At 63.3% G+C, this 24480-nt stretch carries 26 protein-coding genes and 1 pseudogene; 12 read left to right on the top strand and 15 right to left on the bottom strand.

Annotated features, from left to right (window positions below; translation table 11 throughout):
- Nucleotides 1-32: 32 nt before the first annotated feature.
- The 5 genes from AB4Y34_RS08385 to AB4Y34_RS08365 are packed head-to-tail and all read left to right on the top strand — an operon-like array spanning nt 33 to nt 5983.
- Nucleotides 33-1553, top strand: coding sequence for a sugar ABC transporter ATP-binding protein (locus AB4Y34_RS08385; RefSeq protein WP_368715764.1), 1521 nt, complete (start codon nt 33-35; stop codon nt 1551-1553).
- A complete protein-coding gene (locus AB4Y34_RS08380; protein WP_368715763.1) occupies nt 1540-2547 on the top strand; it encodes an ABC transporter permease in 1008 nt (335 codons plus the stop codon). Before AB4Y34_RS08385 ends, AB4Y34_RS08380 begins: the two co-directional genes overlap by 14 nt.
- Before the next feature lie 37 nt (nt 2548-2584).
- A complete protein-coding gene (locus tag AB4Y34_RS08375) occupies nt 2585-3673 on the top strand; it encodes an alcohol dehydrogenase catalytic domain-containing protein (protein WP_176105179.1) in 1089 nt (362 codons plus the stop codon).
- A 31-nt stretch (nt 3674-3704) separates the two neighbouring features.
- Nucleotides 3705-5249 (top strand): FGGY-family carbohydrate kinase, encoded by a 1545-nt coding sequence (locus AB4Y34_RS08370; protein WP_368715762.1) that lies wholly within the window; start codon nt 3705-3707, stop codon nt 5247-5249.
- Nucleotides 5246-5983 (top strand): SDR family oxidoreductase, encoded by a 738-nt coding sequence (locus AB4Y34_RS08365; RefSeq protein WP_368715761.1) that lies wholly within the window; start codon nt 5246-5248, stop codon nt 5981-5983. The genes AB4Y34_RS08370 and AB4Y34_RS08365 overlap by 4 nt, the downstream gene beginning before the upstream one ends.
- A gap of 90 nt (nt 5984-6073) precedes the next feature.
- Here the strand turns inward: AB4Y34_RS08365 and AB4Y34_RS08360 are convergent, their stop codons facing one another.
- The 6 genes from AB4Y34_RS08360 to kynB all read right to left on the bottom strand — a co-directional run bounded on the left by AB4Y34_RS08360 (nt 6074) and on the right by kynB (nt 10626).
- Nucleotides 6074-6358, bottom strand: coding sequence for a contact-dependent growth inhibition system immunity protein (locus AB4Y34_RS08360; RefSeq protein ID WP_368715760.1), 285 nt, complete (start codon nt 6356-6358; stop codon nt 6074-6076).
- A 71-nt stretch (nt 6359-6429) separates the two neighbouring features.
- Nucleotides 6430-6714: a contact-dependent growth inhibition system immunity protein gene (locus AB4Y34_RS08355; RefSeq protein ID WP_368715759.1), complete on the bottom strand. Its 285-nt coding sequence runs from the start codon at nt 6712-6714 to the stop codon at nt 6430-6432.
- Nucleotides 6715-6731: 17 nt separating this feature from the next.
- Entirely contained in the window at nt 6732-7562 is an 831-nt protein-coding gene (locus AB4Y34_RS08350) for an RNase A-like domain-containing protein (protein WP_368715758.1), read from the bottom strand.
- Between the two features lie 186 nt (nt 7563-7748).
- On the bottom strand, nt 7749-8675 hold the full coding sequence (gene kynA / locus AB4Y34_RS08345) for a tryptophan 2,3-dioxygenase (RefSeq protein ID WP_368715757.1): 927 nt from the start codon (nt 8673-8675) through the stop codon (nt 7749-7751).
- A gap of 10 nt (nt 8676-8685) precedes the next feature.
- Nucleotides 8686-9936 carry a kynureninase gene (gene kynU, locus AB4Y34_RS08340; RefSeq protein WP_176384448.1) on the bottom strand — a complete coding sequence of 417 codons (1251 nt, stop codon included), beginning with the start codon at nt 9934-9936 and terminating at the stop codon, nt 8686-8688.
- A 51-nt stretch (nt 9937-9987) separates the two neighbouring features.
- Nucleotides 9988-10626 carry an arylformamidase gene (kynB, locus tag AB4Y34_RS08335; protein WP_176384450.1) on the bottom strand — a complete coding sequence of 213 codons (639 nt, stop codon included), beginning with the start codon at nt 10624-10626 and terminating at the stop codon, nt 9988-9990.
- Between the two features lie 130 nt (nt 10627-10756).
- Here kynB and AB4Y34_RS08330 point away from each other — a divergent pair, with 130 nt between their 5' ends.
- A complete protein-coding gene (locus tag AB4Y34_RS08330; RefSeq protein WP_176105186.1) occupies nt 10757-11272 on the top strand; it encodes an Lrp/AsnC family transcriptional regulator in 516 nt (171 codons plus the stop codon).
- A 76-nt stretch (nt 11273-11348) separates the two neighbouring features.
- Here AB4Y34_RS08330 and AB4Y34_RS08325 read toward each other — a convergent pair whose 3' ends face one another.
- Together AB4Y34_RS08325 and AB4Y34_RS08320 are read right to left on the bottom strand one after the other, a co-directional pair.
- Nucleotides 11349-11858, bottom strand: coding sequence for a flavin reductase family protein (locus tag AB4Y34_RS08325; RefSeq protein ID WP_368715756.1), 510 nt, complete (start codon nt 11856-11858; stop codon nt 11349-11351).
- A gap of 39 nt (nt 11859-11897) precedes the next feature.
- The gene (locus AB4Y34_RS08320) at nt 11898-12194 is read right to left on the bottom strand and encodes a hypothetical protein (protein ID WP_368715755.1); all 297 of its coding nucleotides are present in this window, start codon (nt 12192-12194) and stop codon (nt 11898-11900) included.
- A gap of 224 nt (nt 12195-12418) precedes the next feature.
- On the opposite strand from AB4Y34_RS08320, the gene msrA reads away from it, so the two are divergent.
- Entirely contained in the window at nt 12419-12958 is a 540-nt protein-coding gene (msrA, locus tag AB4Y34_RS08315; RefSeq protein ID WP_368715754.1) for a peptide-methionine (S)-S-oxide reductase MsrA, read from the top strand.
- A 63-nt stretch (nt 12959-13021) separates the two neighbouring features.
- Here msrA and AB4Y34_RS08310 read toward each other — a convergent pair whose 3' ends face one another.
- From AB4Y34_RS08310 to pdxH, 3 genes are all read right to left on the bottom strand, one after another.
- Complete coding sequence (locus AB4Y34_RS08310; protein ID WP_368715753.1) at nt 13022-14368, bottom strand: DUF72 domain-containing protein; 1347 nt, start codon at nt 14366-14368, stop codon at nt 13022-13024.
- Between the two features lie 84 nt (nt 14369-14452).
- The gene (locus tag AB4Y34_RS08305; RefSeq protein ID WP_368715752.1) at nt 14453-15667 is read right to left on the bottom strand and encodes a class I SAM-dependent methyltransferase; all 1215 of its coding nucleotides are present in this window, start codon (nt 15665-15667) and stop codon (nt 14453-14455) included.
- Between the two features lie 149 nt (nt 15668-15816).
- Nucleotides 15817-16458, bottom strand: a complete 642-nt coding sequence (gene pdxH, locus AB4Y34_RS08300) for a pyridoxamine 5'-phosphate oxidase (RefSeq protein WP_368715751.1) — start codon at nt 16456-16458, stop codon at nt 15817-15819.
- A gap of 246 nt (nt 16459-16704) precedes the next feature.
- Between pdxH and tcdA the strand changes: the two genes are divergently transcribed.
- Nucleotides 16705-17562, top strand: coding sequence for a tRNA cyclic N6-threonylcarbamoyladenosine(37) synthase TcdA (gene tcdA / locus AB4Y34_RS08295; RefSeq protein WP_176385073.1), 858 nt, complete (start codon nt 16705-16707; stop codon nt 17560-17562).
- 68 nt (nt 17563-17630) lie between these two features.
- Here the strand turns inward: tcdA and trxA are convergent, their stop codons facing one another.
- Nucleotides 17631-18479: a thioredoxin gene (gene trxA / locus AB4Y34_RS08290; protein ID WP_176385075.1), complete on the bottom strand. Its 849-nt coding sequence runs from the start codon at nt 18477-18479 to the stop codon at nt 17631-17633.
- 89 nt (nt 18480-18568) lie between these two features.
- On the bottom strand, nt 18569-19444 hold the full coding sequence (locus tag AB4Y34_RS08285) for a pirin family protein (RefSeq protein ID WP_176121714.1): 876 nt from the start codon (nt 19442-19444) through the stop codon (nt 18569-18571).
- 168 nt (nt 19445-19612) lie between these two features.
- On the opposite strand from AB4Y34_RS08285, the gene AB4Y34_RS08280 reads away from it, so the two are divergent.
- The 4 genes and pseudogenes from AB4Y34_RS08280 (at nt 19613) to AB4Y34_RS08265 (ending at nt 22103) form a co-directional block, all read left to right on the top strand.
- Nucleotides 19613-20494 (top strand): EamA family transporter, encoded by an 882-nt coding sequence (locus tag AB4Y34_RS08280; protein ID WP_368715750.1) that lies wholly within the window; start codon nt 19613-19615, stop codon nt 20492-20494.
- A 141-nt stretch (nt 20495-20635) separates the two neighbouring features.
- Nucleotides 20636-20917 (top strand): annotated as a pseudogene (locus AB4Y34_RS08275) (hypothetical protein); the annotation flags it as partial.
- Nucleotides 20918-21178: 261 nt separating this feature from the next.
- Complete coding sequence (locus AB4Y34_RS08270; RefSeq protein ID WP_176385079.1) at nt 21179-21673, top strand: Tox-REase-5 domain-containing protein; 495 nt, start codon at nt 21179-21181, stop codon at nt 21671-21673.
- Nucleotides 21674-21734: 61 nt separating this feature from the next.
- Entirely contained in the window at nt 21735-22103 is a 369-nt protein-coding gene (locus AB4Y34_RS08265; RefSeq protein WP_368715749.1) for an immunity 52 family protein, read from the top strand.
- A 173-nt stretch (nt 22104-22276) separates the two neighbouring features.
- Here AB4Y34_RS08265 and AB4Y34_RS08260 read toward each other — a convergent pair whose 3' ends face one another.
- Nucleotides 22277-23884, bottom strand: coding sequence for an N-acetylmuramoyl-L-alanine amidase (locus AB4Y34_RS08260; RefSeq protein ID WP_368715748.1), 1608 nt, complete (start codon nt 23882-23884; stop codon nt 22277-22279).
- The gene (gene tsaE / locus AB4Y34_RS08255; RefSeq protein WP_176385085.1) at nt 23878-24474 is read right to left on the bottom strand and encodes a tRNA (adenosine(37)-N6)-threonylcarbamoyltransferase complex ATPase subunit type 1 TsaE; all 597 of its coding nucleotides are present in this window, start codon (nt 24472-24474) and stop codon (nt 23878-23880) included. The genes AB4Y34_RS08260 and tsaE overlap by 7 nt, the downstream gene beginning before the upstream one ends.
- Nucleotides 24475-24480: the final 6 nt, after the last annotated feature.

The following is a 24480-nucleotide window of genomic DNA, read 5'->3' as shown; positions in this document are numbered from 1 at the left end:
ATGCGCGGCGGTGCGCAGCAAAGGAACTCGCGATGGATACGCTTCTGAAGCTCGACAACATCAGCAAGAGCTTTCCCGGTGTGAAGGCGCTGCAAGGCATTCACCTGGAGATCGCGCGTGGCGAGATTCACGCGCTGCTCGGCGAGAACGGCGCGGGCAAATCGACGCTGATGAAAATTCTGTGCGGCATCTATCAGCCGGACGAAGGCACGATCACGCTCGACGGCGAGCCACGCCACTTCGCGAACTACCACGACGCGGTGGCCGCGGGCGTCGGTATCGTGTTTCAGGAGTTCAGCCTGATTCCGTATCTGAACGCGGTGGAGAACATATTTCTCGGGCGTGAAATGCGCAATCGCTTCGGCCTGCTCGAACGCGCCAGAATGCGCCGCGCGGCGGCCGCGATTTTTCAGCGGCTCGGCGTTGCGATCGATCTGTCCGTGCCGATCGGGGAACTCTCCGTTGCGCAGCAGCAGTTCGTCGAAATCGGCAAGGCGTTGTCGCTCGATGCGCGCGTGCTGATTCTCGACGAACCGACTGCGACGCTGACGCCGGCCGAAGCCGCGCATCTGTTCACGATCATGCGCGAACTGAAGCAGCAGGGCGTCGCGATGATCTTTATCTCGCACCATCTCGAAGAGATCTTCGAGGTGTGCGACCGCATCACGGTGCTGCGCGACGGCCAGTACGTCGGCATGACCGAGGTCGCGCAGTCCGACGTGAGCCGGCTCGTGCAGATGATGGTGGGACGCCGCATCGAAAGCAGCTTTCCGCCGAAGCCGTCGCCGCGCGCCGATGCGAAGGTCGTGCTCGAGGTCGTGCGCTTGCAGTTGTTCAAAGACAGCCCCGAGTTGAGCTTCACGCTGCGCGAAGGCGAGATTCTCGGCTTCGCGGGACTCGTCGGTTCGGGTCGCACCGAGACCGCGCTCGCGGTGATCGGCGCGGAGCGCGCGTACGTGAAGGAGATTCGCGTGAACGGCACCGCCGCGAAGCTCGCCGATCCGGCCGATGCGCTGCGCGCGGGCGTCGGCATTCTTCCCGAGAGCCGCAAGACCGAAGGGCTCATTACCGACTTCTCGATCAAGCAGAACATCTCGATCAACAACCTCGGCAAGTACCGCTCGCTGCGTTTCTTCATCGACCAGCGCAGCGAGGCGCGCGCGACCGCCGACATCATGAAGCGCGTGGGCGTGAAGGCGCCGACGATGCACACCGAAGTCGCGACGCTGTCGGGCGGCAATCAGCAGAAGGTCGTGATCGCGCGCTGGCTCAATCACCACACCAACATCCTGATCTTCGACGAACCGACTCGCGGCATCGACGTCGGCGCGAAGGCCGAAATCTATCTGCTGATGCGCGAACTGACCGCGCGCGGCTACTCGATCATCATGATCTCGTCCGAGTTGCCGGAGATCGTCGGCATGTGCGACCGCGTCGCCGTGTTCCGGCAGGGCCGCATCGAAGCGCTGCTCGAAGGCGACGCGATCGAATCGAACGCCGTGATGACCTATGCGACCGCCGGTTCGTTTGGAGCTTCTCATGAACATGCCTAATCCTTCCTCTTCACCGAAAACATCGAGCGTCAGCAGCGACACGCCGGGCGCGCCGGTGCGCTTCACCTGGACCGCGCTGAAACGCTCGACGCTGTTCTATCCGTTCATCGGCCTCTTGGTCGTCTGCATCGTGATGGTGTTCGCGAGCGATAGCTTTCTGTCGGCCGCAAACATCGAGAACGTGCTGCGCCAGGTGTCGATCAACGCGATCATCGCGGTCGGCATGACCTGCGTGATCCTGACGGGCGGCATCGATCTGTCGGTCGGCTCGGTGATGGCGCTCGCGGGCACGCTGTCGGCCGGGCTGATGGTCGCGGGCATGAACGGGGTAGCCGCGCTCGCGATCGGCCTCGCGGTCGGTCTCGGCTTCGGCGCGGCCAACGGCTTTTTCGTCGCGTTCGCCGGCATGCCGCCGATCATCGTCACGCTCGCGACGATGGGTATCGCGCGCGGCCTCGCGCTGATCTACACCGGCGGCTACCCGATCGACGGTCTGCCCGAATGGGTCAGCTTCTTCGGCAGCGGCAAGATACTCGGCATCCAGGCGCCGGTCGTAATCATGGCGGTGATCTATGTGATCGCATGGGTGCTGCTCGAACGGATGCCGTTCGGCCGCTACGTGTATGCGATCGGCGGCAACGAGCAGGCGACGCGCTTGTCCGGCGTGCGTGTCGCGCGCGTGAAGCTGATCGTCTACACGATCGCCGGCTTGACGTCCGCGTTCGCCGCGATCGTGCTGACCGCGCGTCTGATGAGCGGCCAGCCGAACGCCGGCGTCGGCTTCGAACTCGACGCAATCGCCGCCGTCGTGATGGGCGGCACGTCGATCTCCGGTGGACGCGGCTCGATCATCGGCACGCTGATCGGCGCGCTGTTACTCGGTGTGCTGAATAACGGCCTGAACATGGTCGGCGTCAATCCATACGTGCAGAACGTGATCAAGGGCGGAATCATTCTGCTCGCGATCTATATCAGCCGGGACCGCAGAAAGTAGCGCTCACTTCCCCCCATCTTTTTTGCAGGACCATGCAATGACGACTCCATCCGACCAGCAGAACATGACCGCCATCGTCTGTCATGCACCGAAAGACTATCGCGTCGAGCAGGTGCAGAAGCCACGCGCCCGCGCGCACGAGCTGGTGATCCGCATCGCCGCGTGCGGCATCTGCGCGAGCGACTGCAAATGCCATTCGGGCGCGAAGATGTTCTGGGGCGGCCCGAGCCCGTGGGTCAAGGCGCCGGTGATTCCGGGCCACGAGTTCTTTGGCTATGTCGAGGAACTGGGCGAGGGCGCGGCCGAGCATTTCGGCGTGCAAAAAGGCGAGCGCGTGATCGCCGAGCAGATCGTCCCGTGCGGCAAGTGCCGCTACTGCAAATCAGGCCAGTACTGGATGTGCGAAGTGCACAACATCTTCGGCTTTCAGCGCGAGGTCGCGGACGGCGGCATGGCGGAGTACATGCGGATTCCGCCGACCGCGATCGTCCACAAGATTCCCGACGGCATCTCGCTCGAGGATGCCGCGATCATCGAGCCGCTCGCGTGCGCGATTCACACGGTCAATCGCGGCGATCTGCAACTCGACGACGTCGTCGTGATCGCGGGCGCGGGGCCGCTCGGTCTGATGATGACGCAGGTCGCGCATCTGAAGACGCCGAAGAAGCTCGTCGTGATCGATCTCGTCGAAGAACGCCTGGCACTTGCTCGCGAATACGGCGCGGACGTGACGATCAATCCTCAGAAGGACGATGCGCTCGCGATCATTCGTTCACTGACCGACGGCTACGGCTGCGACGTCTATATTGAAACGACGGGCGCGCCGATCGGCGTGAACCAGGGGATGGACCTGATCCGCAAGCTCGGGCGCTTCGTCGAATTCTCGGTGTTCGGCGCGGATACGACGCTCGACTGGTCGGTGATCGGTGATCGCAAGGAACTCGACGTGCGCGGCGCGCACCTTGGACCTTATTGCTATCCGATCGCGATCGATCTGCTCGCGCGCGGACTTGTCACGTCGAAGGGCATCGTCACGCACGGCTTTTCGTTGGAAGAATGGGACGAAGCGATCAGGATCGCGAATTCACTCGACTCGATCAAGGTGCTGATGAAGCCGCGCGCATGAATCTCGTGTGCGGCGTTTCAACGGAGACTCTATGAACTACGTCATCGGCGTCGATATCGGCACGCAGAGCACGAAGGCGTTGCTGGTCGACGAGTACGGGGCGATCGTCGCGCAGCATGCGTCGAGCTATCAACCCGATACGCCGAAGCCGTTGTGGGCCGAGCAGTGGCCCGCGGTATGGCTGAAGGCCGTGGTCGAATGCGTGGCCGCGTGCGTCGGCGAGGCGAAGGCGGCCGGCATCGCGCCGGGTGCGATCAAGGCGCTGTGCGTGAGCAGCCTGTACGGCGGTTCGGGCATCCCGGTCGATAACGACATGCGGCCGCTTGCGCCGTGCCTGATCTGGATGGACCGGCGCGCGACCGCGCAGGTGGACTGGGTGCGCGAGAACGTCGATCTCGAACGGCTCCATACGATCACCGGTAATGGGGTAGACAGCTACTACGGCTACACGAAGATGCTGTGGCTGCGCGAGAACGAGCCGGACGTGTGGGCGCATACGCGCTACTTCCTGCCGCCGAACGCGTACGTGATCTACATGCTGACCGGCGAGGTCGCCGTCGATCACAGCTCGGCTGGCAATATCGGCGGCGTCTACGATATCGCGCGGCGCGACTGGTCGGACGAAGCGCTCGACATGCTCGGCATTCCCGCGACGATGATGCCGGAGCGGCTCGTCGAATCGTCGGAGGTGGTGGGCGGCTTGTTGTCGCAATGGACCGCGCAGCTTGGGCTCGATGCAGGCACGGCGATCGTCGCGGGCGGCGTCGATGCGGCGATGGCGACGTTCGCGGCCGGTGTCACGCGCGCCGGGCAGCACGTCGCGATGATCGGCACCAGCATGTGCTGGGGCTACATCAATCAGCGTGTCGACGCACGCCACGGTTTGGTCAGCATGCCGCACGTTTTCAACGGGCAGCACGATATCTACGTATTCGGCGGCGCGATTGCCGCGGGCGCGTCGGTCAGCTGGTATCGCGAGCAGTTCTGTCACGCGGAGATCGAGGCCGCGCGCGCGACACCGCATGGCGATCCGCATCGGCTGCTCGAAGAAGCGGCCGCGCAAGTGCCGGCCGGCGCCGACGGCGTGCTGTTCCTGCCGTATCTGATGGGCGAGCGAAGTCCGGTGTGGGATGCGAAGGCGAGCGGCGCGTTCGTCGGGTTGTCGCTGTTTCATACGCGTGCGCATCTGTATCGCGCGGTGCTCGAAGGAGTGTCGTTCGCGCTGAAACACAACATCGAGGCGGGGCGCAAAGGCGCGCAATCGCTCGACGACAAGCTGATCGTCGTGGGCGGCGCCGCGCATTCGGACCTGTGGATGCAGATCATCGCCGATGTCACCGGCTATCCGGTCTACACGATCGAGCAGGACGTGGAAGCGGCGATGGGCGCGGCGTTGCTCGCCGCGCTCGGCGTCGGCCTCGTGTCGCGCGAAGCGGCGCAAGGCGGCTGGGTCACACTGATCGAGCGCGCGCAGCCTGACGCACGGCGCATGGCGTTATACGAGCAGCGCTTCGGCGTCTACGTGGATCTCTATCCGGTTTTGAAGCCGGTCATGCATCGCTTGCAATCATCATGAACGCTACTTTCGATTTTTCCGGACGCTCGATCCTGGTGACGGGCGCCTCCAGCGGCATCGGCCGCGCGACGGTCGAGGCGCTGTGCGCGAGCGGCGCATCGGTCGTCGCGGCCGCGCGCAACGTGAACGAGCTCGCGCGGCTCGCCGAGGAAACCGGCTGCGAGCCGTTGAAGCTCGACGTCAGCGACGAAGCCGCAATCGACGAAGCATTCGCGTCGCTCGAACCGTTCGACGGGCTCGTCAATTGCGCGGGCATCGCGTTGCTCGAACGCGCGGTGGATACCACGGCCGCGAGCTTCGATCGCGTGATGGCGGTGAATGCGCGCGGCGCGGTGCTGGTCGCGAAGCACGTCGCGCGTGGCATGCTCGACGCGGGGCGCGCGGGCAGCATCGTCAACGTTTCGAGTCAGGCGGCGCTCGTCGCGCTCGACGATCACCTGAGCTATTCGGCGTCGAAGGCGGCGCTCGATGCGGTCACGCGCGCGTTGTGCATCGAGCTGGGGCCGCACGGGATTCGCGTGAATAGCGTGAACCCGACGATCACGCTGACGCCGATGGCGGTGCTGGCCTGGAGTGATCCCGTCAAACGCGATCCTGCGTTGCAGGCGATTCCGCTCAGGCGCTTTGCTGAATCCGCCGAGGTCGCGGCGCCGATTCTGTTTTTGTTGAGCGATGCGGCGTCGATGGTTAGCGGGGTGTGTTTGCCGATTGATGGTGGTTATACCGCGCGCTAGGGGGTGTTAGGCCCAGCGGTTGGCCGGTGAAATGAAAATGCGCGGAAGCCCTGCCAGACGGCGGGGCTGTCCGGTGAGCCGAAGTGCAGGCTACTCACTCAGAAGAAGACGTTTAAGTTTGTCGAGAAAAGATTCGACGGTGTGACCCCACAGCGTCGGATCGAACTGCCTGCCGAATTCCTCCTCGAAGGCAGCGCCATGATTTCCAGCGTGATCTCTCTTGAACCGATCTATGTCGGCCACCTTTGCGTTAATCATTTCTGGCGTGCATCCGCTTGCACGAGCCCGCACCAACTCTTCAATTTTGTTTCCCCAGTAGTCGGAATCCTCATTGAAGTAGACACCGATCAATTGATCCAGATCGTCGTATCTCAAGTATCGATGTTCACTCAAAATCATTGAGTGAACCAGACGGTTTGTGGCGGTCCGATGCGAGCAAACGCATGCTACTCGCTCAGAAGAAGACGCTTAATCTTGTCAAGAAAGGCCTCAGTAGTCTGCTCCCACGCCGTCGGATCGCACTGGTAGCCAAATTCCTCCTCGAAGGCCGCGTCAAGATTTCCAGCATGATCGCTCTTGAACCGGTCTATGTCGGCCGCCGTCGCGTTAATCATGTCTGGCGTGCATCCGCTTGCACATGCCCGTACCAACTCTTCAATTGTGTTTCCCCAGTAGTCGAAATCTTCATTGAAGTAGCCAAGGATCAATTGGCCCAGATCATAATATTTCATGCATCAATACCCACCGATCACTTATCGAGCACAGCCGTGAGGATGTAGTACGGCATCCCGTTATACGTCCCGTACTTCAAGACAACCTCCACTTTACTGCTATCTACCAACCTGTCGGTCTTTCTGACCAGTGCGTAACCTACTTTTCTTCCAACGTCCGTTCTCAGCGTCAAAACCCGGTTTGGTGCTTTTGTCCATGTGTGAATCTGCGAGGCGTTTGCGCGTATCGTTTCCGATATCGCCCACTCCGCATCTTCAAGATTTACGAAAGACGAAACTACTTTCCTTTCCGGCTCCAGCCTGAGCCTCTCCCGCAACTGCGCTTCAGTCCGACCGACATGTTTCAAAAGCGTATGTCCACCAATCCGGCTTCCCGCCTTCGCCTCATGCATGTTCAGCCTGATCCGGCCCATCGTGACACGCGCAGCGCGCGCCGCCTTGATCGAGCCAGCAAATCCGAATGGCACGGCGATATCGAGGGACAGGCCGATATTGTTCGCCATGTCGGGGCTCGCTTGCATCGCTTCAGCGAGTTTAGTCGTGCCCCGCTGGGTCAGCGTGGTCGTGTCCTGACCCGTCCAGACCTGCCGCAGGCCAGCCGCCGCTGAGTCGGAGCCATGTACCCCGAACACGACACAGCCGGCTTTGCTCGCCATCGTCGGATCTGGCAAAGCGCACAGCACACCCGCGCCGACCATTTCCAGCACGCCGCCGACGACCTGTAAACCGCCCCAAAGCCGGTTGGAAAGCATTTCCGACTGGCTGATCGACTGACGAGATAGCACGGCCGCGAGTTGCGGAGCACTCAGTACAACCTTCACTCCTTCGGCGTTATCGGCACCGGGCATATCGAAACCCTCTGATGTTTTTTATGGGGTTCCGATGCTGCCATGCTGACCATCTCTCTAGATTCGGAGAACTCCGAACTTTCCTCAGCCCGATGAACGGTGCCTGTTATGCAACAAGCGGGAATAACCGCGGCATTACGCTTGCCGTGATTTACCGGTCATACCCTGTCTGACACGCGCCAACCGTTACAGCATGGTCCGCACATGCCAAAGCTCGGGGAACAGCACGACATCGAGCATCTTGCGCAGATACGGCGCGCCGCTGGTGCCGCCGGTGCCCTGCTTGAAGCCGATGATGCGCTCGACGGTCGTCACGTGGCGGAAGCGCCATTGGCGGAACGCGTCCTCGAGATCGACCAGTTCTTCCGCCATCTCGTACAGCTCCCAATGCTCGGACGGATTGCGATACACCTCGAGCCACGCGGCCTCCACCGACGCATCATGTTCAGTAGGCCTGGTCCAGTCACGTTCGAGCCGCGCGGACGAAATCTTGAAGCCGCGACGCGCCAGCAGCCGCACCACTTCGTCATAGAACGACGGCGCTTCGAGCGATGCCTTCACTTGCGCGTACACGTCGGCGCGATGCGCGTGCGGCTTCAGCATCTGCTCGTTCTTGTTGCCGAGCAGGAACTCGATCTGCCGGTACTGATACGACTGGAAGCCTGACGAAGTGCCGAGGTACGGCCGCATCGCCGTGTATTCAGACGGCGTCATCGTCGCGAGCACGCTCCACGCCTGCACCAGTTGCTCCATGATCCGCGACACGCGCGCGAGCATCTTGAACGCGGGCGGCAGCTCGTCGCGATGCACGGCCGCGAGCGCCGCGCGCAACTCGTACAGCGCGAGCTTCATCCACAGCTCGCTCGTCTGATGCTGGATGATGAACAGCATCTCGTTGTGATCCGGCGACAACGGATGCTGCGCGTCCAGCACCGTGCCGAGCGACAGATAATCGCCGTAGCTCATCGACTCCGAGAAGTCGAACTGCGCGTCGTGCCAGCCGCTATCGGTCGTGCTCGATGCCGGCGCCGAAGCCGTCTGTCCGTGCCCGAACGGACAGCCTTGTGCCGCCGTTTCTTCTGGCAAGCCCGGCGTGTGCATGTGATCGGTCATTCTGTCGTCCTCAGGTAACGGCGCCGCGCTGGGCGAATTCAGGAGCTTTCCAGGCCTCGCGGGTGAGCACGTCGCGCAAGGTTTCGACGGCGTCCCAGACGTCGACGAAACGCGTGTACAGCGGCGTGAAGCCGAAGCGCAGCACATGCGGCTCGCGATAGTCGCCGATCACGCCATGCGCAATCAGCGCCTGCATCACCTCGTAGCCGTGCGGATGCTCGAAGCTCGCATGCGAGCCGCGCTGCGCATGCTCGCGCGGCGTCACGAGCTTCAGTGGAAATTCGCTGCAACGCGTCTCGACCAGTTCGATGAACAGATCGGTCAGCGCGAGCGACTTCTCGCGAACCGCCTGCATGTTGGTTTGCAGGAACACGTCGAGCCCGCATTCGACGAGCGCCATCGACACCATCGGCTGCGTGCCGCACAGGAAGCGGCCTACGCCGTCGTCGGGCTGATACGTCGGATTCATTTCGAACGGCGCGCGATGCCCCCACCAGCCCGACAGCGGCTGCGCGAACTCGTTCTGGTGGTGCTTGGGCACCCACACGAACGCAGGCGAACCGGGGCCGCCGTTCAGATACTTGTAGGTGCAGCCGACCGCGTAGTCGGCGCCGACGCCGTTCAGATCGACCGGCACCGCGCCCGCCGAATGCGCGAGATCCCATAGCGCGAGCGCGCCCCTGTCGTGGATCAGCTTCGTCAGCGCGGCCATGTCGTGCATATAGCCGGTCCGGTAGTTCACGTGCGTGATCATCGCGATCGCGGTGTCCGCGCCGATCGCGTCGGGCAGCTCGGACGGATCGTCGACGAGGCGCAGCTCGTAGCCGCGATCGAGCTGTTCGATCAAACCCTGCGCGATATACAGATCGCTCGGGAAGTTCGAGCGCTCGGACACGATCACGCGACGCTGCGGATCGCGCGCATTCGCGAGCCGCAGCGCGGCCGACAGCAGCTTGAACAGGTTGATCGAGATCGTGTCGGTGATCACGACTTCGTCTTGGGCCGCGCCGATCAACGGCGCGAGCTTGTTGCCGAGCCGGCGCGGCAGCACGAACCAACCGGATTTGTTCCAGCTGCGGATCAGCCCTTCGCCCCATTCCGCGGCGATCACGGTTTGCGCGCGCTGCGCCGCGGCGGCCGGCGGTACGCCGAGCGAGTTGCCGTCGAGATAGATGGTCGTCGGCGATAGCGCGAACTGGTCGCGCAGCGCTGCGAGCGGGTCGGCGCTGTCGAGCGCCACGGCTTCGTCACGATGGTTCATGGTGGTTCGATGGTTGGGTTGTCGGGTTGTTGGCTCGCCGAGTCGCGTGGCTTAGCGAGAGCCGTGCAATGCGCGTAGCACCGCGCGTACCGGGCTCGCGTCGAGCGTGGTCAGCTTCAGCGGCAGCGCGATCAGCTCGTAGTCGCCGGGTTCGACGGCGTCGAGCACGATGCCTTCGAGAATCGCCATCCGGTGCGCGCGAATGCGGTGATGCGCGTCCATCGTCTTCGATTCCTGCGGATCGAGCGATGGCGTATCGATGCCGATCAGCTTCACGCCACGCGCGGCGAGCAGATCGACGGTCTCGGGCGCGACCGCGCAGAACGCGCTATCCCACTCGCGCGTCGGCGCATTCCTGTAAGTGCGCAGTAAGACTCGCGGCGGCAGATCGTCGAGCGAGCCGGTCAGGTGTTGTGGCGTCACAACAGGCGATGCGCCGATACAGTCAATCACTCTGCATAAACCGAGATACGCGTCGAGCGGCACGTCGCCGATCGCGGCGCCGTCGGCGTCGTAGTGCAGCGGCGCATCGGTATGCGCGCCGGTGTGCGGCGACATCGTCAGACGCGCGACATTGACCGGCGAGCCAGCCTCCATGCGCCAGACGCGTTCGATGCCGACCGGCGTGTCGCCCGGCCAGACGGGCGTGGCGGGATCGACGGCGGGGGTAATGTCCCAGAGTGCGCGCATGACGGTTTCGACGGAACGTGACTATCTCTAAATGATAGAGGTCAAGCCGTGAAATGTGATTGCGAAAAAATCTCCTAACCAGCCGTGTCTTGGAACATAATTTGAGCCAAACCGGAAAGGGAGACCGAATATGAACGCGATCTCGCTCGACGCCACCGATTGCCGTATCTTGACGGTGCTTCAGCAGGAAGGACGGATCAGCAATCTCGACCTGGCGGAGCGCATCTCGCTGTCGCCATCAGCCTGTCTGCGACGCCTGCGTCTGCTGGAGGAGCAGGGCGTCATCGAACACTACCGCGCGTGTCTGAACCGCGAAGTTTTGGGGTTCGAGCTGGAAGCGTTCGTGCAGGTGTCCATGCGCAACGACCAGCAGAACTGGCACGAGCGCTTTGCCGAGGCGTTGCGCGACTGGCCCGAAGTGGTCGGCGCGTTCGTCGTGACCGGCGAAACCCACTACCTGCTGCGCGTGCTCGCGCACAACCTCAAACACTATTCGGATTTCGTGCTCAACCGCCTGTACAAGGCGCCGGGCGTGATGGACATCCGCTCGAACATCGTGCTCGAAACGCTGAAGGAAGATTCGGGCGTGCCGGTGTCGCTCGTGAAGAAGAGCAGCGGGCACGGGGCCACGCATAGCGACCGTTGACGATGACGAGGGGGCGCGCCGTTTTTGGCGCGTCCGACCGACAAGCACTACCGGCGCGAGGGGCGCGCCGCGCCGCTCAAAGCGGCTTCAGGCCGTGGAACTGTCCGCTCTGGAACACCAGCGGCAGCATCTCCGCGGCATTTTCGTGCACGCCGCAGCGCTCCACTTCGCCGACGAAAATCACGTGGTCGCCTTCGTCGTAGCGGCTGCGGTTATGACATTCGAACCACGCGAGCGCGCCGTCGAGCACCGGCATGCCGGTGTCGCCCGCCGCGTGCGATACGCCTTTGAAGCGGTCGCCCTTCACGGTCGCGAAGCGCTTGCACAGATCGAGCTGCGTCGAAGACAGCACATTGATCACGTAGTGACTGTTGGCGCGGAACACCGGCATCGACGCCGAGCGCGTCGCGAGACTCCATAGCACGAGCGGCGGAGAGAGCGACACCGAGTTGAACGAGCTGGCCGTGATGCCGATCAACTGGCCGGACGCGGCGCGCGTCGTGATCACGGTGACGCCGGTCGCGAACTGGCTGAGCGCCTGTCTAAACGCGGACTGGTCGAAGTTGGGTGGGCTCGCGCTCTTCATCGGGGCAGGGTCCCCGGCGCGCGCCGTGTGAAAGACGGACTAAAGCGCGAATCGAGGCGCGGAGAACAACGCGGATATGTGCGGCTGGCAGCGGATGTTTCGAAAGTCATGGTGAAAATCATCGATTTCCGCCAATTTTAACTGTAATCGCCGCGCGCGCCGCACGACATTGCGTACGGTGCGCAATCCGGCGTTCGCTCGTTCACAGTCGAGCACGAACCGGCCGCCGTGTTTCGTGCGGACACGCCGATCGTCATGCTTCCTCTCGCCGCATTTTTCGCTTCGCTTCGCAGAGCACGCGTTCGCCTGGGCGCGGCGCTTGCTGTTGTGCTGCATGGTTATTCACCCGTCGCGCGACGCCCTTTTCTATACTCGATATCTGCACTGCGGGATTCGCGTGGAATGGCGCGACTCATTGCAAACGGCGCCGCGCGACGGTGCATCAGTTGTGCCTTTTAGTCCGCGTTTTCGGCCATATATTCGGATGCGGTGGCAGACTCGGCGGCGCTACGCAGGCCGACTGCCGATCATTGTGTGGATCTGATCCTGGGGTGAAGCTTATGAACGAGACGGCAACGCTCGGCGGTGGATGTTTCTGGTGCCTCGAAGCGGTGTATCTGGACGTCGAGGGCGTCAACGCGGTGGAGTCGGGTTACGCGGGCGGTCACGCGCGCCGTCCGAGCTACGAGCAGGTCTGCGACGGCGATACCGGTCACGCGGAAGTGGTCAGGGTCGACTTCGATCCGGCGAAGATCAGCTATCGCGAGATTCTCGACATCTTCTTCGCAATCCACGATCCGACCCAGGTGAACCGGCAGGGTAACGACGTCGGCACGCAATACCGTTCGGTGATCTTCACGCATTCCGATGCGCAACGCGAAACCGCGCTGCAGGCGATTCGCGAGATCGGCGAACAGGGCATCTACGACGGCAAGATCGTGACCGAGGTGCTGCCGCTCGACGACAACTACTGGCCCGCCGAGGCTTACCATCAGAACTATTTCGCGCAGCATCCGAATCAGGGCTACTGCTCGTTCGTGGTCGCGCCGAAGGTCGCGAAGTTCCGCCAGAAGTTCGCGCATCGGATCAAGGCGCGCTAACGGCGCAGCGCGAGGATCGGAGTCGGCAGCGGGCGGACACGCAAGAACGCCCGCTGCTGTTCGTCACTGCGGTTCCTGTGCTTGCGACCGCGCGTCATCAACGCCGGCGCCATCATTCCCGCGTCCCTGGGTGACACGCACGCAGGCTTCGACAATCTCTTCGGCCAGCTTCACGCAGCTGAGCGGCGCCGATCCCTCCGCCTTGTTGTTGACCGCGATCACAACCGGCTGACCGGCCAGCGCGTAGCGCGCGGCCAGCTCGGCAAGCGACGCGCGCGTCGCCGGATCTTCGTCGACGAGCCGGTTGAACGGCTCGTACTTCGCCTTCGCCTGTTCGTATTTGAAGCCGCCGTGCAGGCTCCAGCGCACGATCAACGGACCGGCCGGCTCGCCGTCGAGCAGCGCGAGCGCCGCGGCCTGACGCAGCGGATCGGGCATCCGCGCATGAATGCCAACGCAGTAGCGCACGCCGGCCGTCTTCAGCATCCGGATGAAGCGTGGCGTGAGCAGACTCGCGTCGCGAATCTCGACCGCGTAGCAACTGCCGTCGGGCAGCCTCGGCAGCGCGCCGAAAAACTCTCCCAGACGCTCGATGAACACCGCCGGCTGCGCGAGCATCTGATCCGGCAGCGGCGAGAACTGGAACACCAGCGCGCCGGCCTTGGCACCGAGGCCTTCGACACAAGGCGCGACGAAGTCGTCGATCGCCATCTGCGCGTTCAGAAAGCACGGGTTCAGCGACACCGGCTCGCCGCGCTCGGCGCGCACGGTGGCGTCGGTGATCGTCATCGGCGCCTTGACGATGAAGCGGAAGTGCTCGGGCACCTGCTGCGCGTAGCGCAGGTATTCGGTGACCGTCAGCGCCTGGTAGAACGAGCGGTCGATGCTGACCGTCTTCAGCAGCGGATGCGCGCCGTACGCGCTCAAGCCCTCGCGCGACAGTTTGCTGTTGCTGTAGTCGTCGCCGTAGACGATGCCGCTCCAGCCCGGGAACGACCATGTGGACGTGCCGAGGTGGATCTGTGGCGGCAATTGCGCCGCGAGCGCGAGCAGTTCGGGCGAGGGCGGCGCGGCGAGCACGTCGCGGCCGCGGCGTCTCTTCGGGGCGTCGGTGCGGGCGGGTGCGGAGTCTGGTTTAGCAGCGGGGCTGTCGGGCGGGGCGTCGTCTTCGAACAGCGACGCGGCAGCGTTGGCCTTTGCGGGCTTCGGCGCGCGCTTGCGCTCTGGCTGCGCGGCAGCGCTTGCGATGGAGTCGGCCTCGTTCGTGGACACGGCCGGCGCTTCTACAGCAGCCTCCACCGGCATCCCGAACAGATCGAACTGCTGCGTGGCGTCGTGCGCCGCATCGTCCGCGCTGTCGTCCTTGCCGTTCAACGGCTCTTCAACGTCACTCGTCCTGCTCTGGTCCATCAATGTCGGGCCTGCTGTTGATCAGAAATGCGCCGCGGCGCGCGCTTCATGCACGCCGCCGCGGCGTAACCGGTCACAGCACGGTCACAGCGGTTTTTCGTACATGTAGCGGCGCGACCACGGCAGGGTTTTCGCGCTGCGGCCGGCTTTGCGGCACACCACCTGGAAGATCGACACGTCGTCGTTTTCGAACGCATACGCGCAGCCGGCCAGATACACGCGCCAGATGCGGAATTTTTCGTCGTCGACGAGCTTGCGCGCCTGGTCCGCGTGGGCTTCGAAATTTTCTGCCCAGATGTCGAGCGTGTGCGCATAGTGACGGCGCAGGCTTTCGACGTCAATCGGCTCGAGTCCGCCGCGCTGCATCGCTTCCAGCGCGAGGCTGATATGCGGCAGCTCGCCGTCCGGGAAGACGTAGCGGTCGATGAACTCGCCGCCGCCGAGCGCGGTTTCGCCGCTATCGGCGTCGCTCGACGTGATGCCGTGGTTCATCGCGATGCCGTCGTCGGCGAGCAGATCGTGCATCTTCTGGAAATAGCCGGGCAGGTTCTTGCGGCCGACGTGCTCGAACATGCCGACGCTCGTGATGCGGTCGAACTGCCCCGGGATGTCGCGATAGTCCTGCAGGCGGATTTCGATCTGGTTCTCGAGGCCCGCTGCTTTGACGCGCGCGGTGGCGAGATCGAACTGGTTCTGTGACAGCGTGACGCCGACGCACCTGGCGCCGAACTTCTGCGCGGCGCGCAGCACGAGCGCACCCCAGCCGCAGCCGATGTCGAGCAGACGCTGGCCGGGCTGCAGCTGGATTTTGGTCAGAATGTGATCTATTTTCTTCAGCTGCGCCGTTGCGAGGTCTTCGGTGCCGGTCTCGAAGTACGCGCACGAGTAGACCATGTTTTCGTCGAGCCACAGCTTGTAGAACTCGTTCGACACGTCGTAGTGATACTGAATGGCTTTCTTATCCGACGTCTTCGAATGATTGAAGTAGCGCCGCACGCGCGCGAGCTTGCCGGCGCTCGTCACGGTACTGCGTGCGAGCTGATAGCCGATATTGATGATGTCCGACAGCTTGCCCTCGATGTCGATTTTGCCTTTGACATAGGCTTCGCCAAGATTGTCGAGGCTCGGTTCGAGCAGATAGGGCAGCGCGGTTGCGCTCTTCACGTGTAGCGTGACCTGGGGCGCGGCGAACTGCCCGAAGTCGTGTTGCTGACCGTCCCACAGCACGAGGCGTGCGGGCAGGTTAGCTGAGGTTTTGACATCTTCAACCCACTGCGCCAGCTTTTTCTCCCAGAACATGTGATCTCTCCGTGTTCGTTGATTTAAAGCAAAGCTATGTGGATCGCGATAGGGCGCGGCGCATTCCGCGGGCCGCGCAACGCAATCCCGCCGACGCGCGCCGCTACGATGGCGGCACGGCCGGCGTCATTCGTCCCATCATCGTCCGGTCAGGGTTGCAGGCGTGCGATCAGCCAGTTGGCGCCTTCTTCCGCGCGCGTATAAAGCAGACGATCGTGCAGCCGCGATGGCCGCCCCTGCCAGAATTCGATCGCGTCGGGCACCAGACGGTAGCCACCCCAGTGCGGCGGACGCGGAGGATTTTCGCCGTATTGCAGGCTGATTTCGCGTTCGCGTACTTCGAGCTGCGAACGGCTTTCAATTACCTGACTCTGATTCGATGCCCATGCGCCGATCCGCGAGCCGAGCGGACGCGATGCGAAATACGCGTCACTTTCTGTCTCGCTCGTTTTGACGACGGGGCCCTCGATGCGCACCTGGCGTTCGAGTTCGATCCAGTGAAACAGCAGGCTCGCGTAGGGGTTCGCGCTCAGTTCGCGGCCCTTGCGGCTCTCGTAGTTGGTGAAGAACACGAAACCACGCTCGTCGACCCCCTTGATGAGCACGATGCGTGCCGAAGGCCGGCCGCGCGCGTCGACCGTGGCAAGCGTCATCGCATTCGGCTCAGGCAGCTTGGCGTCGATCGCCTGCTGGAACCACGTGTCGAATTGACGGAACGGATCGTGGTTGACGTCGGCAACGTCCAGTGAGCCCAGCGAGTAGTTTCTTCGAAGCTCGGCGAGTGAGATCATGTTCTTATGCGAACGCTACAGTGGGCCAAGTATAGCTAAGGCGCCAGGTTTTTGCGCGCGAGCGGATCAACGTATGGCGGCCGCATGCTGCGAGCGCCAAGCCTGCAACGTTGGGTCGCTGCTCGGGGTCCTGCGCGGCTGCTTTCACGTGTTCAGGCAAAATACGGGCTGCGCGCCTGATTGGCCAAAGCGAATTGCCAATGCGCCGCCTGTTACGTTCCGCCTGTGTTTTCGAGCCCTGCCATCATGTCCAGCACCACCGCGCAATCCGATCTTACTACCAGCCTCGACGCGAACGAAACCGCCGACCGCGCCCGCCGGTTCGGCGGCATCGCCCGTCTGTATGGCGCGCCCGCGCTCGCCGCGTTCGAGGGGGCGCACGTCGCGGTGATCGGCATCGGCGGGGTGGGGTCGTGGGTCGCGGAGGCGCTTGCCCGCAGCGCGCTCGGCGCGCTGACGCTGATCGATCTCGACAACGTCGCGGAAAGCAACACGAACCGGCAGATTCACGCGCTCGACGGCAACTACGGAAAACCGAAAGTCGAAGCGATGGCCGAGCGCATCAAGGCGATCAATCCGTACTGCGACGTGCGTCTGATCGAAGACTTCGTCGAGCCGGACAATTTCGCGGCCACGCTCGGCGGCGGCTTCGACTATGTGATCGACGCGATCGACAGCGTGCGCACGAAGACCGCGCTGATCGCGTGGTGCGTCGAGCGCAAGCAGCCGCTGATCACGGTCGGCGGTGCGGGCGGTCAGCTCGACCCGACGCGTATCCGCATCGACGATCTGGCGCTGACGATTCAGGACCCGCTGCTGTCGAAGGTGCGCGGGCAGTTGCGCAAGCAGCACGGCTTTCCGCGCGGGCCGAAAGCGAAGTTCAAAGTGAGCGCCGTGTATTCCGACGAGCCGCTGATCTATCCGGAAGCGGCCGTCTGCGACATCGATGAAGAAGCCGAGCACGTGAGCACGTCGCCCGGACATACGGGGCCGGTCGGTTTGAACTGCGCGGGGTTTGGGTCCAGCGTGTGCGTGACCGCGAGCTTTGGTTTCGCGGCCGCGGCGTATGTGTTGCGGGAACTGGCGAAGAAGGCGACGGTTTAGGCGACAGCCTGGGCGGCGGTTTCAACCGCTCTGACCCAGGCCGCCATCGGGCAAAACGTCACGAACGATCAATTCAACGACGCGCTCAGCTTGCGCCGCCACTGCGCCACCAGTTCCGGCTGATGCGCGGCCAGATCGAACACCGACAACATCGTCTTGCGGCCGATATCTTCGCGGAACGCGCGGTCGCGCTGCACGATCGCGAGCAGATGTTCGAGCGCCTGCGCATATTTGTGCCGCGCGATAAACGCATTCGCGAGATCGAAGCGCGCTTCGAGATCGTCGGGGTTGCCCGCGACGCGCGCTTCGAGCGCATCGGTGGGCGGCAGGTCCGCGGCGGCGTCCACCGCGTCGAGCCTGGTTTTGATCGCGTTGAAACGCGCGTCGATGCCTTGCGTGGTTTTCGGCGACAGCAGATCGACTTCGTTGCGCGCCTCGTCGATGCGGTTGTCTTCGAGCAGCAACTCGATGCGGTCCATGCGCGCGTCGTCGAACCCCGGGTCGTACGCGAGCGCCGCTTGGAGCAGGTCGTAGGCGTCGTCGCGGCGGCCTTCGGCGAGCGCGGTCTGCGCTTCGATGCGCGCTCCCGGCGCGCCCTGCGGCACGAGCCGGTCGAGGAACTCGCGCAACTGTCCTTCCGTCAGCACGCCGATGAACTGATCGACGGCCTGGCCGTCGGCGAACGCGATCACGTGCGGAATGCTGCGCACCTGGAAGTGCGCGGCCAGCTCGTGGTTCTCGTCCACGTTGACCTTCACGAGCTTCCATTTACCGGCGGCTTCGGCTTCGAGCTTTTCGAGCATCGGGCCGAGACTCTTGCAGGGGCCGCACCACGGCGCCCAGAAATCGACCAGCACGGGGGCCAGCATCGACGCCTTGATGACGTCCTGTTCGAAAGTGGCCAGAGTGGTGTCCATTGCGTCCTCGTCGATAGAAACGGTTTGTGGCTAGTTGGGGCCGAATCGCGCGATTTCAATGCGGTCCTGCGCATGCGGCGCCGGCGCCGTTACTTGCGCTGCGGCAGCGGAATCCATTCGGTTTCGCCGGGCACGTGGCCCATTTCCTGATTCGTCCATGCGAGCTTCGCGGCTTCGATCTTCTCGCGCGAGCTCGCGACGAAATTCCATTCGATGAAGCGCTCGCCGTCGAGCTTCTCGCCGCCGAGCAGCATCACGCGCGCGCCGTGGGTGCTCGCGAGCGTGACGGTTTCGTCCAGCGCGAGCACGGCCATCTGGCCGACTTCGAGCGTGGCGCCGTCGATCTCCAGATCGCCTTCCACCAGATATACACCGCGCTCCTCGTGCTCCGGTTCGAGCGCGAACGCGCTGCCCGGCGTGAAGTCGGCGGCGACGTACAGCGTGCCCGAGAACGTCGCGACCGGCGACACCGCGCCGAACGCGGTGCCCGCGATCACGCGCAGTGTCACGCCATTGCGCTCGACGACCGGCAAGGTCGCCGCCGCATGATGCGCGAACGACGGCTCGGCGTCTTCATCGGCGAGCGGCAGTGCGACCCAGGTCTGGATGCCGTGAATCCGCTGGCCGCGCGCGCGGTCTTCGGCCGGCGTGCGCTCCGAATGGACGATGCCGCGTCCGGCCGTCATCCAGTTGACGTCGCCGGGGACGATCTTCTGCTCGGAGCCGAGGCTGTCGCGATGCATGATCGCGCCGTCGAACAGATAGGTGACGGTCGCGAGGCCGATATGCGGATGCGGGCGCACGTCGAGGCCGGTGCCGGGTTCGAGGGTCGCCGGGCCCATGTGGTCGAAGAAGATGAACGGGCCGACGAGGCGCGCCGCCATCGCCGGCAGCACGCGTCGCACGGCCAGATTGCCGATGTCGCGTAGGTGCGGTGTCAGGACGGCTTTGATCGAGGAAGTCATGGGCAGGATCGACGGGAAAGTGGAAAGAAGAAAGCTCGAATGGACGATTCTACTGCGCGTCGCGCGCGGCCGACGGCAACGGTGCACGCTCGCCATCAGCCGGCGCAATGAACCGGGATCGCAGCCTCGGCTACACTGCCGGATCGAACCATTTCATTGGAGACCTGGATGTCGCCCAGGGACTTGCTGCTCGCGCTGATCGTCGTGGTCGCGTGGGGCGTCAATTTCGTCGTGATCAAGGTCGGCCTGCATGGCGTGCCGCCGATGCTGCTCGGCGCGCTGCGCTTTGCGCTCGCCGCGGTGCCGGCGGTGTTTTTCGTCAAGCGGCCGCAGATGCCGTGGCGGTGGCTGTTCGCCTACGGCGCGACCATTTCGTTCGGGCAATTCGCGTTCCTGTTCTCGGCGATGTACGTCGGCATGCCGGCGGGGCTCGCGTCGCTGGTGCTGCAGGCGCAGGCGTTTTTCACGCTGATTTTCGCGGCGCTGTTTCTGCACGAACGCTTCCGTTTGCCGAACCTCGCGGGTCTGCTGATCGCCGCGGCGGGGCTCGCGGTGATCGGCCTGCAAGGCGGCCACACGATGTCGCTCGTCGGGTTCGTGCTGACGCTATGCGCCGCGTGCATGTGGGCGCTCGGCAATATCGTCACGAAGAAGGTCGGCAAGGTCGATCTGGTCGGACTCGTCGTGTGGGGCAGCCTGATTCCGCCGCTGCCGTTTTTCGCCGCGTCGTTCGTGTTCGAGGGACCGCGCGAGATCGCCGCCGCGCTGACCGGTATCAGCGCGCTGTCGATCTTCGCGATCGTCTATCTGGCGTTTATCGCGACGTTGGTCGGCTATGGCTTGTGGAGCCGTCTGCTGTCGCGCTATCCGGCGAGCCAGGTCGCGCCGTTCTCGTTGCTGGTGCCGATCGTCGGGCTTGCGTCGGCGTCGTTGCTGCTCGGCGAGGAACTGTCGGCGATGCAGGTGGCGGGCGCATTGCTCGTGATGGCGGGGCTCGCGGTCAACGTGTTCGGTGACTGGGTCGTGCAACGCTTGATGCCGGCGCGCTGAGCAACCGTTGCGCCACGCGTTGCCCGCGTGAATAGAAAAACGGCCGTGAGGCCTAATGCCGTTCGGTCAAGCGACTGAACGGCATTTCGTTTTTTGGCGCAAAGCAGTTGTAAACGGGACGGCGGCGTCGGCTACCCGCACGCCAGGCACGCACCCGAAGCACTGAGCTTCATCCGCGCGTTGCATACCATTCAGTACGAAATGGCCTAGGCGGACGTGACGCGCTCGTACGGCAAACTGCCCGCGTTGCTCAGGCGCTTGCGAGCGCGGCTCAAGCAACTTCCCAATGAGAAACGGCCCGGGCGCACCTGCGCTCGGATCGTCAAATCCAGACCGTTTCGCTATACCGTTCGCGTTCTCAAAAGAGACCTTAATTGGACGGCAAACGGCTCAATGCCGCTTTTTTGTTGGACGGTGATGTAGGAGAAATGCACCCGAAAATAAGATAGGCAGAGCAACTGCGAATATCTGTCAAAGCGGTTTTATCTCAATTAAAGTCGTTGACTGTGTCGCGTTTTAGACGGTTAATTCGTCAGATGTGTTCTGGAAGAATAGCGTTCGCCGAAGTTTTTCTAGATTCCGGCAGTCATAGATTGGCTGTGCGAACCAGGCGATCCGGTAAACAGCGATTCGAAATGTCAACGCAATGCGAAAAAGACACCAGGAAATGAAGGAGAAACGTTGATGGCTATTCCATTCCCGGCGACGCTCGCGCGCGCAGCAAACGCAATGGCGCAGGCAATGCCACTGCCTGTTCCAGGCCCCACCGCCGCACCGTCTGCTGGTCCTGCAGGCAGCGGCGGCACTGGTGCGGGTGCAGACGGCGGATGGGGCGAACTACCGCGTGATCGCTCCCGCGAGCGTGAGAGACCGTGCAAGTGCCCGCCTGAGAAGGGCGGCGAAAAGGTACAAAGGAATCACGGAATGAATCCTGAGCCGCGACGCTACCAGGCCCGCATCACAGGGTTTGAGTACGGGATTGTGTCGGACGGGACAGGCAGGGAAACCAGCCAGGGCTGGAATATGGAATGGGCATGGCTTGGCACAGACTTTGATGGCTTTCAGCCTTCCCAATGTCTCTTGCTCTTTCGAAAGAGTACGCGGGGAAAAGCAAAGACGATCCAAAATCAATCGGAATATGGAATGGGGTTAGATCGGATCAGGTTGGCGCATCAATAACAGTCGAGATTGATGGCGGAGAGTTTTTTTAAAATCGCTTGACATATCCCTTAACGAGAAGATGGGAAATCGGGATTCCCGCCTGGGCGACTATAACTCTGTAGCAGAGGTTCTTTCTAAAATTGTGGAAATCTATGGGTCGTTCTACATCACATTCGGCCCGTACTTCTATTTCCAGGAAAAAGTGTTTGAAGATCGTCCTGGCGTAAGCTGGATGCTCTACTTACCCCATACTCTGACAGCCGCCCAAGTGCCAGAAGCGCGCGCCCTTATCCCTGTGATGCGGGAAGACAAGCAGCAAGGCACGATCATCGTCAGCGTGACGGATGACGTCTTCGACGTGAACAACCGCGATCACGTCAAGGCGGCTAACGATATCGAAATTCGTCTGGCGGATCAGGATTTGTTGCCACGATTCGTTGACCTTTGAGTTTTGACCGTTGCCCCGCTTCTGCGGGGCTTCTTCATGCGAAAAAGGGCCGCGCCGTATCGGGCCTCTCGATCTTCGTCAGGCGTCGGCTCGACGCCATCTCAGGCCTCGGCCGGCGAGAACCGTCCAGCCAACGCCAATACGTGCTGGCAGGCGGCGAGTGGGTACCGACATCACGTCATGCGGCTCTTCGCGAGCGGCGGATTCGCCGCGAAATAGCGCTTGATGCCGGTCAGAATCGCGTTGGCCATCTTGTCGCGATACGCGTCGTCGTTGAGGCGCCGCTCTTCATCCGGATTGCTGATGAACGCAGTCTCGACGAGGATCGACGGAATGTCCGGCGCCTTCAGCACCGCGAAGCCGGCCTGCTCGACCGAGCCCTTGTGCAGCTTGTTGATGTCGCCGATCTCCTTGAGCACGAAGTTGCCGTAGCGCATCGAGTCGCGAATCTGCGCGGTGGTCGACATGTCGAATAGCGCTCGGTTTACGGTGGCGTCGTCGGATTTGATGTTGATGCCGCCGATCAGGTCCGACGAGTTTTCCTTGTTCGCCATCCAGCGCGCGGCCGCGCTCGACGCGCCGTGCTCCGACAGCGCGAAAACCGACGAGCCCTTCGCCTCGGGCGTCGTGAACGCGTCCGCGTGGATCGACACGAACAGGTCCGCGCCGACGCGCCGCGCCTTCTGCACGCGCACGTTCAACGGCACGAAGAAGTCGGCGTCGCGCGTCATCATCGCGCGCATGTTCGGCTGCGCGTCGATCTTCGCGCGCAGCTTCTTCGCGATGTCGAGCGCGACGTGCTTCTCGTAGGTGCCTGAGCCGCCGATCGCGCCCGGGTCCTCGCCGCCATGACCCGGATCGATCGCGACGGTGAGCAGTCGCACGGTGTTGCTGCGGCCCGTCTTCGGCGTGGTGAATGCGTAGGTGTCGCCGTTGTCGCCGAGGTTGTCGTTGTTGCTGTCGAGGTCGCGTGCGGTGCCGTTGCCGTTGGCGCTGCCACCCTTGTTGCGGGCGATCACGCTGGGCGGAGCCGACGGCGCAGAGGGTGTGGGCTGCCTGCCGGCAATGGCGGGTCCGGACGGCGCCGGCGTGCCACGCGCGGGCGGACGCGGTACGCCCGCGTCGCCATTGCCAGCACCACTACCCGCGCCACCGTTCTGCGCGTAATGCTCGAAGAACGCCTCGCTGTTGTCGACGGGCGGCGGCGTGCCGGGGCCGGAAAGCGTCGCGGGCGGCGCGCCGTTTTCTTCGTTGAGCGCCTGCTGCTTGCGCTCGGACTGCGCGAGCAGGTCCATCAGCGGATCGGGCGCGACTGCCGGATACAGGTCGAACACGAGCCGGTACTTGTACGCGCCGACTGGCGGCAGCGCGAACACCTGCGGCTTCACCGAGCCCTTCAGGTCGAACACCATTCGCACCACGTGCGGCTGATACTGCCCGACCCGCACCGACGAAATCTGCGGATCGTTCGGCGTGATCTTCGACACCAGTTCCTTGAGCGCCTGATCGAGATCGAGGCCGTTCAGATCGACGACGAGCCGGTCCGGTCCCTGCAGCAGTTGCTGCGTGTTCTGCAGCGGCTGATCGGATTCGATCGTCACGCGCGTGTAGTCGCGCGCGGGCCACACGCGCACGCCGAGCACCGAGCTCGCAAACGCGAGGCGCGGCGCGACGAGGCCGAGCACCAGCGTCGACGCGCCCGCGCGCAGGATCTGCCGGCGCCGCCAGTTATGCGTTGCGCCCGCTGCCGATTCGATCGAATGGAACGGTTTGATTAACATCTTTCGAGACATGCCTTTCCTGATTCGCTATAAGCGCGTGCGACGAGTGTGCGTGCGTCCGCGTTTGCGTCCATGTTGCCGACGAGCCCGAGCGAGAAGACGAGATCCGGCACACCGAGCAGCGGTCCCGCGCGTTGCGGCCATTCGACGAGGCAGACCGCGCCGCTATCGAAATATTCGCGAAAGCCCGCGTCGGCCCATTCGGCCGGATCGGAGAATCTGTACAGATCGAAGTGATAGAGCGCGAGTTCCCCAGCGGGCCGTGCGAGCACATACGGTTCGACGAGCGTGTAGGTCGGACTGCGCACGCGGCCGGTGTGGCCGAGGCCGCGCAAGGTCGCGCGCACGAGCGTGGTTTTGCCGGCGCCGAGATCGCCGACGAGCTGGACTTGCAGGCCGTGGAACGCGAGGTCGCTTACGGCGCCGGGCTGTGCTGACTGTGCGTGCTGCGAGGCCGCGCGTACGCTTTCGATCGCCTGTGCGAAGCGCGCGCCGAACGTCTGCGTGGCGGCCTCGTCCGCGAGCGCGAAAGAGCGTTCGAGCAGCACCGGAGCGGACGGTAGGGTCGCGTGATCGGGATTGACGGGCATTCTCGT

It is taken from the genome of Paraburkholderia sp. BR10954 (assembly GCF_040965775.1).
GTDB lineage: Bacteria > Pseudomonadota > Gammaproteobacteria > Burkholderiales > Burkholderiaceae > Paraburkholderia > Paraburkholderia youngii.
Note: the sequence above shows the minus strand (reverse complement) of the source record. Positions and strands in the feature narration are given on the sequence as shown.

Bases quoted from the DNA above. Each gene is read 5' to 3' on its own strand.
- AB4Y34_RS08385 (WP_368715764.1), top strand. From the start codon at position 33: ATGGATACGCTTCTGAAGCTCGACAACATCAGCAAGAGCTTTCCCGGT.
- AB4Y34_RS08380 (WP_368715763.1), top strand. From the start codon at position 1,540: ATGAACATGCCTAATCCTTCCTCTTCACCGAAAACATCGAGCGTCAGC.
- AB4Y34_RS08375 (WP_176105179.1), top strand. From the start codon at position 2,585: ATGACGACTCCATCCGACCAGCAGAACATGACCGCCATCGTCTGTCAT.
- AB4Y34_RS08370 (WP_368715762.1), top strand. From the start codon at position 3,705: ATGAACTACGTCATCGGCGTCGATATCGGCACGCAGAGCACGAAGGCG.
- AB4Y34_RS08365 (WP_368715761.1), top strand. From the start codon at position 5,246: ATGAACGCTACTTTCGATTTTTCCGGACGCTCGATCCTGGTGACGGGC.
- AB4Y34_RS08355 (WP_368715759.1), bottom strand. From the start codon at position 6,714: ATGAAATATTATGATCTGGGCCAATTGATCCTTGGCTACTTCAATGAA.
- AB4Y34_RS08350 (WP_368715758.1), bottom strand. From the start codon at position 7,562: ATGCCCGGTGCCGATAACGCCGAAGGAGTGAAGGTTGTACTGAGTGCT.
- kynA (WP_368715757.1), bottom strand. From the start codon at position 8,675: ATGACCGATCACATGCACACGCCGGGCTTGCCAGAAGAAACGGCGGCA.
- kynU (WP_176384448.1), bottom strand. From the start codon at position 9,936: ATGAACCATCGTGACGAAGCCGTGGCGCTCGACAGCGCCGACCCGCTC.
- kynB (WP_176384450.1), bottom strand. From the start codon at position 10,626: ATGCGCGCACTCTGGGACATTACCCCCGCCGTCGATCCCGCCACGCCC.
- AB4Y34_RS08330 (WP_176105186.1), top strand. From the start codon at position 10,757: ATGAACGCGATCTCGCTCGACGCCACCGATTGCCGTATCTTGACGGTG.
- AB4Y34_RS08325 (WP_368715756.1), bottom strand. From the start codon at position 11,858: ATGAAGAGCGCGAGCCCACCCAACTTCGACCAGTCCGCGTTTAGACAG.
- AB4Y34_RS08320 (WP_368715755.1), bottom strand. From the start codon at position 12,194: ATGCAGCACAACAGCAAGCGCCGCGCCCAGGCGAACGCGTGCTCTGCG.
- msrA (WP_368715754.1), top strand. From the start codon at position 12,419: ATGAACGAGACGGCAACGCTCGGCGGTGGATGTTTCTGGTGCCTCGAA.
- AB4Y34_RS08310 (WP_368715753.1), bottom strand. From the start codon at position 14,368: ATGGACCAGAGCAGGACGAGTGACGTTGAAGAGCCGTTGAACGGCAAG.
- AB4Y34_RS08305 (WP_368715752.1), bottom strand. From the start codon at position 15,667: ATGTTCTGGGAGAAAAAGCTGGCGCAGTGGGTTGAAGATGTCAAAACC.
- pdxH (WP_368715751.1), bottom strand. From the start codon at position 16,458: ATGATCTCACTCGCCGAGCTTCGAAGAAACTACTCGCTGGGCTCACTG.
- tcdA (WP_176385073.1), top strand. From the start codon at position 16,705: ATGTCCAGCACCACCGCGCAATCCGATCTTACTACCAGCCTCGACGCG.
- trxA (WP_176385075.1), bottom strand. From the start codon at position 18,479: ATGGACACCACTCTGGCCACTTTCGAACAGGACGTCATCAAGGCGTCG.
- AB4Y34_RS08285 (WP_176121714.1), bottom strand. From the start codon at position 19,444: ATGACTTCCTCGATCAAAGCCGTCCTGACACCGCACCTACGCGACATC.
- AB4Y34_RS08280 (WP_368715750.1), top strand. From the start codon at position 19,613: ATGTCGCCCAGGGACTTGCTGCTCGCGCTGATCGTCGTGGTCGCGTGG.
- AB4Y34_RS08270 (WP_176385079.1), top strand. From the start codon at position 21,179: ATGGCTATTCCATTCCCGGCGACGCTCGCGCGCGCAGCAAACGCAATG.
- AB4Y34_RS08265 (WP_368715749.1), top strand. From the start codon at position 21,735: ATGGGAAATCGGGATTCCCGCCTGGGCGACTATAACTCTGTAGCAGAG.
- AB4Y34_RS08260 (WP_368715748.1), bottom strand. From the start codon at position 23,884: ATGTTAATCAAACCGTTCCATTCGATCGAATCGGCAGCGGGCGCAACG.
- tsaE (WP_176385085.1), bottom strand. From the start codon at position 24,474: ATGCCCGTCAATCCCGATCACGCGACCCTACCGTCCGCTCCGGTGCTG.